We start from the raw sequence: 12,715 nt of genomic DNA, 5'->3' as shown, positions 1-12,715 counted from the left end.
TTTTCCATCAGGTTCGTTGTCCCAGGCGTAGGCCGGGGATCGCCGGCATGCCGGCTCCTACAAGGGGTTACAGGCCAGATTTCAGGCTGGCTTCCAGGTATTCGTCGATGTCGCCGTCGAGCACCTTGTCGCAGTCGCTGCGTTCGATGTTAGTGCGCAGATCCTTGATCCGCGATGCATCGAGCACATAAGAGCGGATCTGGTGACCCCAGCCGATATCCGACTTGGTGTCTTCCAGCGCTTGGGACGCGGCGTTGCGCTTCTGCATTTCCTGCTCGTACAACTTGGCCCGCAGCATTTTCATGGCGGTGTCCTTGTTGGCATGCTGGGAACGCTCGTTCTGGCAGCTGACCACGGTGTTGGTCGGTACGTGGGTAATCCGTACGGCCGAGTCGGTGGTGTTTACGTGCTGGCCACCGGCGCCGGAGGAGCGGTAGGTGTCGATACGCAGGTCGGCCGGGTTGATCTCGATTTCCACCTTGTCATCGATCTCAGGCGAGACGAAAACGGCGGAGAACGAGGTGTGGCGACGGTTGCCGGAGTCGAACGGACTCTTGCGCACCAGGCGGTGCACGCCGATCTCGGTACGCAGCCAGCCAAAGGCGTATTCGCCCTTGATGTGCACGGTCGCGCCCTTGATGCCGGCGACTTCACCGGCCGACAATTCCATGATGGTGGCGTCGAAACCGCGTTTGTCGGCCCAGCGCAGGTACATGCGCAACAGGATGTTGGCCCAGTCCTGGGCTTCGGTGCCGCCGGAACCGGCCTGGATGTCCAGGTAGGCGTTGTTCGGGTCCATTTCGTGGCTGAACATGCGACGGAATTCAAGCTTGGCGAGGTTTTCCTCAAGACGGGCCAGCTCGGCGACAACATCGCCCACTGCGCCTTCGTCATTTTCTTCGACGGCCATGTCGAGCAGGTCGCGGCAATCGCCCAGGCCGGTGTTCAGTTCGTCGAGGGTATCGACGATCTGCGCCAGCGCAGAGCGCTCGCGGCCCAGTTCCTGGGCGTATTCAGGTTTGTTCCAGACACTCGGATCTTCAAGCTCGCGATTGACTTCGGTCAGACGCTCATGCTTTTGATCGTAGTCAAAGATACCCCCGAATAGTTTCGGAGCGCTCGGACAGGTCCTTGATGGTGTTCAGGATCGGGTTGATTTCCATGGCGGGCAGCACTCGTTGGCGAACTTTTGAAAGCCGGCGAGTATAACGGCAAACGGGGGGGAGCGGCAGCCCGCCTGGCGAAAAGGCAGACTACGCAGGGTTAAATGTGGGAGGGGGCAAGCCCCCTCCCACATTTTGATCTGTTGCGGCCTCAGGTCACTCGATGCCGACGAGGTTTCGCCCGTTGTGCTTGGCCGTATACAAGCCCTTGTCCGCCGCCATGATCAACTGGCGGCAATCGGTCCCCTGCACCGGCGTCATGGTCGACAGGCCGATGCTGATGGTCAGGCTGGAGCCTTCAACCGGGGCGATATGCGGGATTTTCAGCGCAGCAACCGCCATGCGCAGCTTTTCCGCCACCAGCCGTGCGCCGCCCGGCGAGGTGTTCGGCAGCACCAGGGCGAACTCTTCGCCACCGTAACGCGCCGGCAGATCCGAGGGGCGACTGCTGGCTTCGCGGATGGTGGTGGCGACTTTGCGCAGGGCTTCATCGCCTTCGACGTGGCCAAAGCTGTCGTTGTAGGTCTTGAAGAAGTCCACGTCGATCATCAGCAGCGACAGCTGGGTCTGGTCGCGCATGGCGCGCCGCCATTCCAGCTCCAGGTATTCGTCGAAGTGGCGGCGGTTGGACAGCCCGGTCAGGCCATCGGAGTTCATCAGCCGTTGCAACACCAGGTTGGTGTCCAGCAACTGCTGCTGGCTGACGCGCAGCGCACGGTAGGCGGCATCGCGCTGCAACAGGGTCATGTAGGAGCGCGAGTGATAGCGGATGCGCGCCACCAGTTCGATGTTATCCGGCAGCTTGACCAGGTAATCGTTAGCCCCCGCCGAGAACGCCGCGCTCTTGATCAGCGGGTCTTCCTTGGTGGAAAGCACGATGATCGGGATGTTCTGGGTGGCCGGGTGGTTGCGGTACTCGCGCACCAGGGTCAGGCCGTCGAGGCCCGGCATCACCAGATCCTGCAGGATCACCGTCGGCTTGATACGGATGGCCTGGGCAATCGCCTGGTGCGGGTCGGCGCAGAAGTGGAAGTCGATGTTTTCTTCATGGGCCAGGCCACGCCGTACGGCTTCGCCGATCATGGCCTGGTCGTCGACCAGCAACACCATGGCGGCGTTTTCGTCGGTCTTGATGTCGTCGATCTGTAAATCATTCATGTGCAGTCACCTGAATTACTACCTGCAAGCCAGCACCGCGGAAGGTCATGATCATCTTGCAAAGACCTCCAGCAATCGGGGCGCAATGCTATCCAGTGGGCGAATTTCAACAGCAGCATCAATCGCCGCCGCCGCTTTGGGCATGCCATACACCGCCGAGCTCTGCTGATCCTGGGCGATGGTCAAATAACCTTGTTCACGCATTACCTTGAGCCCCTGGGCCCCGTCACGGCCCATGCCGGTCAGCAGTACGCCGACAGCATCGCCATACCAATGGCTGGCCACACTTTCGAAGAACACATCGATCGAAGGCCGGTAAATCTCGTTCACCGGCTCTGCGGTATAGGCTAGCGTGCCATTCTTCAGCAGACGAATGTGGTGATTGGTACCGGCCAGCAGGACCACTCCGCTTTGCGGCGGTTCGCCTTCGCGGGCCAGGCGCACCGGAAGGCCGGAGGCACTGCTCAGCCACTCGGCCATACCGGCGGCGAAGACCTGGTCCACATGCTGCACCAGCACAATGGCCGCGGCAAAGTCCCGGGGCAAACCCTTGAGCAGGATTTCCAGGGCAGCCGGCCCACCCGCCGATGAGCCGATAGCCACCAGGCTCTGGCGCTTTCCGGTGTTACGTCCGGGCGCAGTTTCGGCGCGCACACGGCTGCCGCGCTGGCCGATCAGCCAACCGATGTTGAGGATCTTGCGCAGTAACGGTGCCGCCGCATCCTTGGGGTTGCCCACGCCGAGTGCCGGCGTGTCCACCACGTCCAGGGCGCCGTGGCCCATGGCTTCGAACACCCGGCTCATATTGGCCTGGCGGTCGACGGTCACCAGCAGGATCGCGCACGGCGTCTCGGCCATGATCAGCCGCGTCGCCTCCACACCGTCCATCACCGGCATGATCAAATCCATCAGGATCAGGTCCGGGGTCAGTTCAGCGCAGCGCTGCACCGCTTCCAGGCCATTGCCGGCCACCCACACCACCTGGTGCGCGGGCTCGAAGCTCAAGGCGCGGCGCAGGGCCTCCACGGCCAGGGGCATGTCATTGACGATCGCAACCCTCATGCCCGCGGGCCTCCAATCAGTTCCACCACGGCATCCAGCAGCGCGTCATCGTGGAAGCTGGCTTTGGCCAGGTAATAATCGGCACCAGCGTCCAGCCCGCGACGGCGGTCCTCTTCACGGTCTTTGTACGACACCACCATCACCGGCAACGATTGCAGGCGACTGTCACGGCGCAAGAGTGTGACCAATTCAATACCGTCCATACGAGGCATATCAATGTCAGTGATAAGCAGGTCGAAGTCTTCGGACCGCAAGGCGTTCCAGCCGTCCATACCGTCGACCGCGACGGCCACTTCGTACCCGCGATTAAGCAGCAATTTGCGCTGCAACTCACGCACGGTGAGCGAGTCGTCCACCACCAGTACCCGTTTGCGCGGTGCCTCGGTGGCCTGCTGGCTGCGCCGGGCGATGCGTTCCAGGCGCCCGGTGTTGAGCAGCTTGTCCACCGAGCGCAGCATATCTTCGACGTCGACGATCAACACCACCGAGCCGTCGTCCAGCAAGGCGCCGGCGGAAATATCCTGGACCTTGCCCAGGCGGTCATCCAGCGGCAACACCACCAGGGTGCGCTCGCCGATAAAGCGTTCCACGGCGATGCCGTAAATCGCATCGCGCTCGCGGATCACCACCACCTTCAAGGTTTCGTCATTGTTCTGCCCCGGCGGGCGCTGCAACAGTTGGCTGGCGGCAACCAGGCCGACATGCCGACCTTCGTGCCAGAAATGCTGGCGGCCTTCCAACTGCACAATGTCGTCGGGCGCCAGGTCGCACATGCGCTCGATATGCGCCAGCGGGAACGCATAGGCTTCTTCGCCGACCTCCACCACCAGGCTGCGCACCACCGACAGGGTCAGCGGCACCTCCAGGTGGAAACGACTGCCCTGCCCCGCCGACTGCTCCAGCACCACCGCGCCGCGCAGTTGACGGACCATATGCTGCACCGCATCCAACCCGACACCGCGCCCCGACACCTCGGTGACGGTGTCGCGCAGGCTGAAACCCGGCAGGAACAGGAACGTCAGCAGTTCCTCTTCGCTCAGGTTCAGGGCCGTGTCCAAGGTTGAAAGATGCCGATCAACGATGGTGCCGCGCAGGCGCTCCAGGTCGACGCCATTGCCGTCGTCACTCAGCTCCAGCACCAGCAAACCGGCCTGATGGGAGGCGCGCAGACGGATCAAGCCTTCTGCAGGCTTGCCGGCCAGCAGGCGTTGATCGGGCATTTCGATGCCGTGGTCGACGGCATTGCGTAATAGATGGGTAAGGGGCGCCTCGAGTTTTTCCAGCACGTCGCGGTCGACCTGGGTCTTTTCGCCCTCGATCTCCAGGCGCACTTGCTTGCCCAGGCTGCGGCCGAGGTCGCGCACCATGCGCACCTGGCCGGCCAGCACATCGGCAAACGGACGCATGCGACAGGCCAGCGCGGTGTCGTAGAGCACCTGGGCGCGCTGCCCGGCCTGCCAGCCAAACTCATCCAGCTCGGCGGTTTTTTCCGCCAGCAGCGCCTGGGCCTCGCTCAGCATACGCCGCGCATCGGCCAGCGCTTCCTCGGCTTCCAGGCTCAAACCCAGGGTCTTGAGCTGACCATCCAGGCTATCCAGGGCCCGCATGCTCTGGCTTTGAATCCGTTTGAGGCGCTGCATGCTGGCCAGGTAAGGCTTGAGCCGCTGGGTTTCCACCAGGGATTTGCTCGACAGGTCCAGCAGGCTGTTCAAGCGCTCGGCCGTCACCCGCAGCACGCGCTCGCCCCCTTCGGTCATGCGCTTGCCCTGGCGCGGTGGGTCGCTGGCGACGGGCGGTGCGGGCTCGGGTTCTGGTGGCAGCTCTTCGATCATCAGCGCCGCAACCGGCTCGGACGCCACCGGCAGTGGCGCGAGGTTGGCGGTGGGCAGCGAAGGATCCAGCAGGCGCTCCATCAACGCCACATAAGCGTCGATATCCGCCGGGCCGACGTCGTTGCCAGGGGTGGCGATACGCATCAGCAAGTCGGTGCCTTGCAGCAAGGCATCGATATGTTCGGGTTGCAGGTACAGGCGACTTTCCTGAGCGCTGACCAGGCAATCCTCCATGACATGCGCCACGCTGACCCCGGCGTCCACTCCAACGATTCGCGCCGCCCCCTTGAGTGAGTGCGCGGCACGCATGCAGGCTTCCAACTGGTCAGCCTGGGTCGGGTTGCGTTCCAAGGCCAGCAGGCCCGCGCTCAGCACCTGGGTCTGTGCATCGGCTTCCAGGCTGAACAGCTCCAGCAGCGAGGCGTCGCGCATCTGGTCGGGGGTCATGTGAGGCTCCGGGTCACGGCGGACAACAACTGCGCCTCGTCCAGCCAACGCAGGCTACGGCCTTTCCACTGCAATACACCCTGGGTGTAGCGCGCACTCGCCTGGGTGCCCGAGGCCGATGCGGCCTTCAAGGTGCGCTCATCGATGGCATGGATGCCGTCCACTTCGTCTACCGGCACCACCACCGGGCCGTCCTGCGCGGCGATGATCAGCATGCGCGGCATGATCCGCCCACCGCTGACGCCAGGACTGGCTGTTTCCAGTCCGAGCAACTCCGCCAACGACAGGCACGCCACCAGCGCACCACGCACATTGGCCACGCCGAGCAAGGCGCGGGAACGCTGGTGTGGCAATGAGTGAATCGGTTGCAACGGGGCCACCTCCACCAGGCAGCGGGTGGCGATGCCCAGCCATTCTTCGCCGAGGCGGAACATCAATAACGAACGGGTGACAATGTCTTCGTCGGCCTCGGCAGGTGCCACCGGGCGACGGTCGTCCTGCTGCAAGGCATAGCGATCCAGCAGACGTGTGGCGGCAGCCGAGTACACCGAGCAGTTGCGGCAGTGGATATGCTCCACCAGCAGCGGGCACGACTTGTCGCCATGGATACCGATACGGTTCCAGCAGTCATCGATGGCTTGGGTGTCGGCCAGGGTCAGGTCCAGGCCTGCGGTATCGAGCGCCTCGGTGTTACTCATCGTTTGGACTCACTGTCTGCTCGCTCGCTACGGGCGGCGCGCGCCTGCAATCGACGTGCCCCCGCACTGTCGCCCTGGGACTCCAGCAAGGCGGCCAGGTGCATCAAGGCCTGCGGGTGTTGGGGTTCCAGGTACAAGGCTTTTCGATAATACCCCTGGGCTTCCAGGGCGCTGCCGGCCACGTCGCTGAGCAGCCCCAGCCAGTAGAACACTTGGGCCGCCGGCGGGTGATTGTTCAGATACTGCTCGCAGGCGGCACGGGCCTCGGCGCTTTTGCCTTCGTTGGCCAGGGTGGCAATGCGGCTGAGCAAGGTGCCCGCATCGGAGGGCGGCGCCTCGACTGGCACGACCTGGGTGCTGGCCGTGCTAAACGGTCGCGGCTTGAGCGGGATCGGCGCGGCGCGGCGCGGCGGCGTCGGCATGGGCACGAATACCGGCTCAGGCTTCACCGGTTCGGCATGCCGGCTGAAGGCAAATGACTGCGGCACCCCAATCGAGCGCATGCCGTGGCGCCCCAACAAGCTGCCCTCGGCGGGGCCGATGAACAGCACGCCATCCACATGGGTCAGGCCCTTGAGTACATCGAAGACTTGCTTCTGGGTGGGCTGGTCAAAGTAGATCAGCAGGTTGCGGCAAAACACGAAATCGTAGCTCGCCTCGTTCGCCAGCAGCGCCGGGTCGAGCAGGTTGCCGACTTGCAGGCGTACCTGTTCGCGTACGCGGTCGGCGATATGGAACCCGTCGCCGTACTCAGTGAAATGACGGTCGCGAAAGGCAATGTCACCGCCGCGAAAGGAGTTCTTGCCATACACCCCACGCTGGGCGCGCTCCACCGACAGTGGGCTGACATCCAGGCCCAGCACCTTGAACTGGTGCGGCGCCAGCCCGGCATCGAGCAAGGCCATGGCAATCGAATAGGGTTCCTCGCCGGTGGAGCACGGCAGGCTGAGGATGCGCAATGCGCGCATCTGCTTGATCTCGGCCAGGCGTGCCAGCGCCAGTCGGGCCAGGGTCGCAAAGGATTCGGGGTAACGGAAAAACCAGGTCTCGGGGACGATCACCGCTTCTATCAGCGCTTGTTGCTCGTCATGGGAGCTTTGCAGGTGCTGCCAGTACTCCCCTGGGGTTTGCGCCTGCACGGCCTGGCTGCGCTGGCGCACGGCGCGTTCGATGATGGCTTCGCCGACCGAGGCGACGTCCAGGCCGATGCGTTCTTTCAAGAAGGCAAAGAAGCGCGGATCGTTGCTCATAGGCTCAACTCGGCAGAAAACAACAGCGCGCGCACATCATCGGTGAGCACCTCATTCACGCCAATCCACTGCATCAGTCCGAGGGCATCCTCCCGCACCGGCCCCAGGTATGGCGCCTGGCGGTTATCCAGGCCGTAAGGTTGAAATTCGGCCGGATCGCAACGCAGGGTGTCAGTGGCCTGTTCCAGGATCAGCCCCAGCCGGCGCGCCTCGACCCAGGGTTGCGGCTGGTAATTGACCAGCACCAGGCGCGTGCTGGTACGCGCCTGGGCCGCTGCGCCGAAGGTCAGCGCGCTCAAGTCGATGACCGGCACCAGCGCCCCGCGATGGGCAAAGATACCCGCCACCCACGATGGCGCGTGGGCGATGGGCTTGAGCGGCAGGCGTGGCAGCACCTCGGCCACTTCCGTGGCCTTGAGGGCAAAGCGCTCACTGCCGATATGAAACACCAGGAACAAGGCTTTTTTCACTGCCGGGACGGCGCCGCGTTTAGCCGTGAGGTCGCTCATCAGACTTTGAAACGCGACACGCCGCTGCGCAGACCCACCGCAACTTGGCTCAGTTCATCGATGGCAAAGCTGGCCTGACGCAGGGACTCCACCGTCTGGCTGCTGGCATCGCCCAGTTGCACCAGGGCGTGGTTGATCTGCTCGGCGCCGGTGGCCTGGGCCTGCATGCCTTCGTTGACCATCAACACCCGCGGCGCCAAGGCCTGTACCTGATGGATGATCTGCGAGAGTTGCTCGCCCACTTGCTGCACTTCGAACATGCCTCGGCGCACTTCTTCGGAGAACTTGTCCATGCCCATCACGCCAGCCGACACCGCCGACTGGATCTCGCGCACCATCTGCTCGATATCGTAGGTAGCCACGGCGGTCTGGTCCGCCAGGCGACGTACTTCGGTGGCGACCACGGCAAAACCGCGACCGTACTCACCGGCCTTTTCGGCTTCGATGGCGGCATTCAGGGACAGCAGGTTGGTCTGGTCGGCGACCTTGACGATGGTGACAACCACCTGGTTGATGTTGCCGGCCTTCTCATTGAGGATCGCCAGCTTGGCGTTTACCAGGTCGGCAGCACCCATCACCGAATGCATGGTTTCTTCCATGCGCGCCAGGCCTTGCTGGCCGGAGCCAGCAGCCACCGAGGCCTGATCGGCGGCGGTGGATACTTCGGTCATGGTGCGGACCAGGTCCTTGGAAGTGGCAGCGATTTCCCGCGAAGTGGCGCCGATCTCGGTAGTAGTCGCCGCTGTTTCGGTGGCAGTGGCCTGTTGTTGCTTGGAGGTGGCGGCAATCTCGGTGACCGAGGTGGTGACCTGCACCGAAGAACGCTGGGCCTGGGACACCAGGGCCGTAAGCTCGGTCATCATGTCGTTGAAGCCGGTTTCCACCGCGTTGAATTCGTCCTTGCGCGCCAGGTTCAGGCGTTTGCTCAGGTCACCGTCACGCATGGTGCCGAGGATGTCGACGATGCGCTGCATCGGCGCCATGATCGCGCGCATCAGCAGCAGGCCGCACAGACCAGCGGCGAGAATCGCCACGGCCAGCGACAGGAACATGCTGACCTTGGCCGAGGCAACGGCGTCGTCAATAGCCGCCGTTGCGTTATCCGACACGGCCTTGTTTTCGGTGATGATGTCGTTGAGCTTCATGCGCCCTTCGGTCCAGATCGGCGTCAATTGCTCCTCCAACAGCTCGCGCGCCGCTGGCATGTCATTGGCTTCGATGCGGTCAAGCACCTGGGCCAGGACCTTGTTGTAATTGATATGAGCAGCCTTGAAGTTATCGAACTCCATGCGATCGGCCTGGCTATGAACGGTTTTTTCGTAGTTGGCCATCTGCTGTTCAATGCGCGATTCGAAGGACTTGTAGTCCGACTTGTCGCTATTGGTCAGGGTTTTATCTTCACGCAGGCCAATGATATCGATGGTCTGCAAATAACTGTCGACCCACGCGCTGCGAATCATCGAACTGAGATAAACCCCCGGCACCGCATCGTCACGGACCGATTCCTGACTGGCTTCGATCTTCATCAACCGTGAGTAGGACACCACGACCATCAGCAGCATGATCGCGATAATGACCGCAAAACTCGCCAAAATCCGTTGGCGCAAGGTCCAGTTCTTCACAGTATTTCCTCGAAGGGCCATTCAAATGGAGGGGAGTATAGCTGAGCAGAAGCCCCCATTAATCAATGGGTTTCGATGTGGCGCACACACATTGCAAAAACACCTGTGGGAAGGGGCTTGCTGCCGATTGCCATGGGTCCGTTGCAGAGATTCGAACTGGACCACCGCTATCGGGAGCAAGCCCCCTCCCACAGGTTGGATTTGCCCGGACTCGATGGTTATTGGTTAAGCCGCACCTGCTTTTCCAGCTCCAGCTTCAAGCCGGGTTCGAGTTTCAGTTGACGGGCCAATTCGTCCAGGTACGCCTTCTCCATAAAATTTTCCTCATCCACCAGCATCACACTGGCGATGTACATCTCGGCGGCCATTTCCGGGGTGCCTGCGGCGCGGGCGACGTCGGCCGGGTCCAGCGGTTTGTTCAGCTCGGCGTGCAGCCAGCTTTGCAGTTCGCGGTCGTTGTCCAGCTTGGTGAATTCACCTTCAATCAGTGTGCGCTCACGCTCGTCGACGTGGCCGTCAGCCTTGGCTGCAGCGACCAGGGCCTTGAGGATGGCCTGGCTGTGCTGCTCGACCTGGGCCGGTGGCAGCCGGTCGATGGTTTGCGGCTCGCCTTGAGGTGCGTTGGCCTGGTTGGCTTGCCAGTTGCCATAAGCTTTGTAGGCAATCACGCCCAACGCGGCCAGCCCCCCGTAGGTCAGGGCCTTGCCGCCAAAGTTGCGCGCCTTCTTGTTGCCCAGCAACAGGCCCATGGCGCCCGCCGCCAGGGCTCCGCCGCCAGCGCCGCCGAGCAGGCTGCCAAGCCCGCCGCCGCCTAGCAGCCCACCGAGTGCGCCTTTATCGTCCTGCTTGCGCTGGCCGCCGGTTTTGTTCTGCAACATGTCCTGGCCGGACTTGAGCAACTGATCGAGCAATCCACGGGTATTCATTCGTAGCCTCCAGACACTAGGGTTCATAGGACCAATAGGCCCCCAGCGTAAAACTAAGTGCCAAAAAGCCGCGAGCTAGAGTGCTTCCAGATGTAACGCCGCGGCCCTTCGCTTAAATCGATATACGCTCGAACAAATCTATAGTCGCCATCCCCCTTCCCACATCTGGATCTTCATAATTCGTGGGTAATGTGTTCACTCACAGCACCGGAAATGTCTTGTTTCACATGCAACGCCATCACACCGCCATCAATCAATTTTCCTACACCATCGAACCGCTTAAGCTATCCGGCGTCTGTTTAATGTCCGTTGCGTTTGGCCGAAGGCATGTCCGAACCGTAATTTCTGATCCAGCACGTGCCAGGAACGGCGCGGGATTTGCTCACGACAGGTTGTCTCTATGCACCGCAGGAATTTGCTCAAAGCCTCCATGGCCATTGCGGCCTACACCGGTTTATCGGCCAGCGGTCTGCTCGCTGCACAAGCCTGGGCCGGGAACCGAGCCGCCGATGGCAAGGCCGTGGCGTTCGATTTTGAAACGCTCAAGGCCCAAGCTAAACAGCTCGCCGGCACCGCGTATAAAGACACCAAGCAGGTGCTGCCGCCCACACTGGCGACCATGACTCCGCAGAATTTCAACGCCATCGGCTACGACGGCAACCATTCGCTGTGGAAGGAATTGAACGGCCAACTCGACGTGCAGTTCTTCCACGTCGGCATGGGTTTCAAGACGCCGGTGCGCATGCACAGCGTCGACCCGAAGACCCGTGAAGCCCGCGAAGTGCATTTCCGCCCTTCGCTGTTCAACTATGAAAAAACCACCGTCGACACCAAACAGCTGACCGGCGACCTGGGGTTCTCCGGCTTCAAGCTGTTCAAGGCACCGGAACTGGATCGCCATGACGTGCTGTCGTTTCTCGGCGCCAGCTATTTCCGCGCGGTGGATTCCACCGGCCAGTACGGCCTTTCCGCACGCGGCCTGGCGATTGATACCTACGCGAAAAAACGCGAGGAGTTCCCCGATTTCACGCAGTTCTGGTTCGAGACCCCGGACAAGAACGCCACTCGCTTTGTGGTCTACGCCCTGCTCGACTCGCCGAGCGCCACCGGTGCCTATCGCTTCGATATCGACTGCCAGGCCAACCAGGTGGTGATGGCCATCGACGCCCACATCAACGCACGTACCGCCATCGAACAGTTGGGCATCGCCGCCATGACCAGCATGTTCAGTTGCGGCACCCATGAGCGCCGCATGTGCGACACCATCCACCCGCAAATCCACGATTCGGACCGCCTGGCGATGTGGCGTGGCAATGGCGAGTGGATCTGCCGCCCGTTGAATAACCCGGCCAAGCTGCAATTCAACGCGTTCGCCGACACCGACCCGAAAGGTTTCGGCCTGGTGCAGACCGACCACGAATTCGCCAGCTACCAGGACACCGTGGACTGGTACAGCAAGCGCCCAAGCCTGTGGGTCGAACCCACCACCGCCTGGGGCGAAGGCTCGATCGACCTGTTGGAAATCCCCACCACCGGCGAGACCCTGGATAACATCGTGGCCTTCTGGACCCCGAAAAAACCCGTGGCGGCCGGCGATTCACTCAACTATGGCTACAAGCTGTACTGGAGCGCACTGCCTCCGGTGAGCACACCGCTGGCGCAAGTCGACGCAACCCGTTCCGGCATGGGCGGCTTTACCGAAGGTTGGGCTCCGGGCGAGCACTACCCGACGGTCTGGGCGCGCCGGTTTGCCGTGGACTTCAAGGGCGGCGGCCTGGATCGCTTGCCTCCAGGCACCGGGATCGAACCGGTGGTGACCTGCTCACACGGTGAAGTGAAGGATTTCAGCGTGCTGGTGCTCGACAACATCAAGGGCTACCGCATTCTGTTCGACTGGTACCCCACCAGCGACAGCGTGGAGCCGGTGGAACTGCGCCTGTTTATCCGCACCCAGGACCGCACCTTGAGTGAAACCTGGCTGTACCAGTACTTCCCGCCTGCGCCGGAGCAGCGCAAGTACACCTGACAATGTGGGAGGGAGGGCGACC

General features: G+C 62.3%; 10 protein-coding genes. 1 reads left to right on the top strand and 9 read right to left on the bottom strand.

Features of this window, described 5'->3' with window-relative positions:
• Window positions 1-67 precede the first annotated feature (67 nt).
• From prfB to J1G35_RS06840, 9 genes are all read right to left on the bottom strand, one after another.
• Window positions 68-1,163 (bottom strand): peptide chain release factor 2 gene (gene prfB / locus J1G35_RS06880; RefSeq protein WP_108240705.1). Its coding sequence is split into 2 segments (ribosomal slippage): window positions 68-1,090 and window positions 1,092-1,163, totalling 1,095 coding nucleotides; the frame shifts between segments, so codons are not numbered across the junction.
• Window positions 1,164-1,319: 156 nt separating this feature from the next.
• Window positions 1,320-2,321 carry a diguanylate cyclase gene (locus J1G35_RS06875; RefSeq protein ID WP_053137368.1) on the bottom strand — a complete coding sequence of 334 codons (1,002 nt, stop codon included), beginning with the start codon at window positions 2,319-2,321 and terminating at the stop codon, window positions 1,320-1,322.
• A gap of 51 nt (window positions 2,322-2,372) precedes the next feature.
• Window positions 2,373-3,383, bottom strand: coding sequence for a chemotaxis response regulator protein-glutamate methylesterase (locus J1G35_RS06870; RefSeq protein WP_223014221.1), 1,011 nt, complete (start codon window positions 3,381-3,383; stop codon window positions 2,373-2,375).
• Entirely contained in the window at window positions 3,380-5,662 is a 2,283-nt protein-coding gene (locus tag J1G35_RS06865; protein ID WP_223014219.1) for a hybrid sensor histidine kinase/response regulator, read from the bottom strand. Before J1G35_RS06865 ends, J1G35_RS06870 begins: the two co-directional genes overlap by 4 nt.
• Window positions 5,659-6,360 carry a chemotaxis protein CheW gene (locus J1G35_RS06860; protein WP_223014217.1) on the bottom strand — a complete coding sequence of 234 codons (702 nt, stop codon included), beginning with the start codon at window positions 6,358-6,360 and terminating at the stop codon, window positions 5,659-5,661. Before J1G35_RS06860 ends, J1G35_RS06865 begins: the two co-directional genes overlap by 4 nt.
• A complete protein-coding gene (locus J1G35_RS06855; RefSeq protein WP_223014211.1) occupies window positions 6,357-7,610 on the bottom strand; it encodes a protein-glutamate O-methyltransferase CheR in 1,254 nt (417 codons plus the stop codon). Before J1G35_RS06855 ends, J1G35_RS06860 begins: the two co-directional genes overlap by 4 nt.
• On the bottom strand, window positions 7,607-8,119 hold the full coding sequence (locus J1G35_RS06850) for a chemotaxis protein CheW (protein WP_223014209.1): 513 nt from the start codon (window positions 8,117-8,119) through the stop codon (window positions 7,607-7,609). The genes J1G35_RS06855 and J1G35_RS06850 overlap by 4 nt, the downstream gene beginning before the upstream one ends.
• Window positions 8,119-9,741, bottom strand: a complete 1,623-nt coding sequence (locus J1G35_RS06845; protein ID WP_053137388.1) for a methyl-accepting chemotaxis protein — start codon at window positions 9,739-9,741, stop codon at window positions 8,119-8,121. Before J1G35_RS06845 ends, J1G35_RS06850 begins: the two co-directional genes overlap by 1 nt.
• Window positions 9,742-9,959: 218 nt before the next feature.
• Window positions 9,960-10,667 carry a tellurite resistance TerB family protein gene (locus J1G35_RS06840; RefSeq protein ID WP_053137389.1) on the bottom strand — a complete coding sequence of 236 codons (708 nt, stop codon included), beginning with the start codon at window positions 10,665-10,667 and terminating at the stop codon, window positions 9,960-9,962.
• A 400-nt stretch (window positions 10,668-11,067) separates the two neighbouring features.
• Here J1G35_RS06840 and J1G35_RS06835 point away from each other — a divergent pair, with 400 nt between their 5' ends.
• A complete protein-coding gene (locus tag J1G35_RS06835; protein ID WP_223014207.1) occupies window positions 11,068-12,693 on the top strand; it encodes a glucan biosynthesis protein D in 1,626 nt (541 codons plus the stop codon).
• The last annotated feature ends 22 nt before the right edge of the window (window positions 12,694-12,715 follow it).

Origin of the sequence: Pseudomonas sp. SH10-3B (assembly GCF_019891415.1) — a bacterium.
GTDB lineage: Bacteria > Pseudomonadota > Gammaproteobacteria > Pseudomonadales > Pseudomonadaceae > Aquipseudomonas.
This window is presented reverse-complemented; position numbering and strand designations above follow the sequence as displayed.

Bases quoted from the DNA above. Each gene is read 5' to 3' on its own strand.
- J1G35_RS06860 (WP_223014217.1), bottom strand. From the start codon at position 6,360: ATGAGTAACACCGAGGCGCTCGATACCGCAGGCCTGGACCTGACCCTG.
- J1G35_RS06840 (WP_053137389.1), bottom strand. From the start codon at position 10,667: ATGAATACCCGTGGATTGCTCGATCAGTTGCTCAAGTCCGGCCAGGAC.
- J1G35_RS06835 (WP_223014207.1), top strand. From the start codon at position 11,068: ATGCACCGCAGGAATTTGCTCAAAGCCTCCATGGCCATTGCGGCCTAC.
- J1G35_RS06850 (WP_223014209.1), bottom strand. From the start codon at position 8,119: ATGAGCGACCTCACGGCTAAACGCGGCGCCGTCCCGGCAGTGAAAAAA.
- J1G35_RS06865 (WP_223014219.1), bottom strand. From the start codon at position 5,662: ATGACCCCCGACCAGATGCGCGACGCCTCGCTGCTGGAGCTGTTCAGC.
- J1G35_RS06870 (WP_223014221.1), bottom strand. From the start codon at position 3,383: ATGAGGGTTGCGATCGTCAATGACATGCCCCTGGCCGTGGAGGCCCTG.
- J1G35_RS06855 (WP_223014211.1), bottom strand. From the start codon at position 7,610: ATGAGCAACGATCCGCGCTTCTTTGCCTTCTTGAAAGAACGCATCGGC.
- J1G35_RS06875 (WP_053137368.1), bottom strand. From the start codon at position 2,321: ATGAATGATTTACAGATCGACGACATCAAGACCGACGAAAACGCCGCC.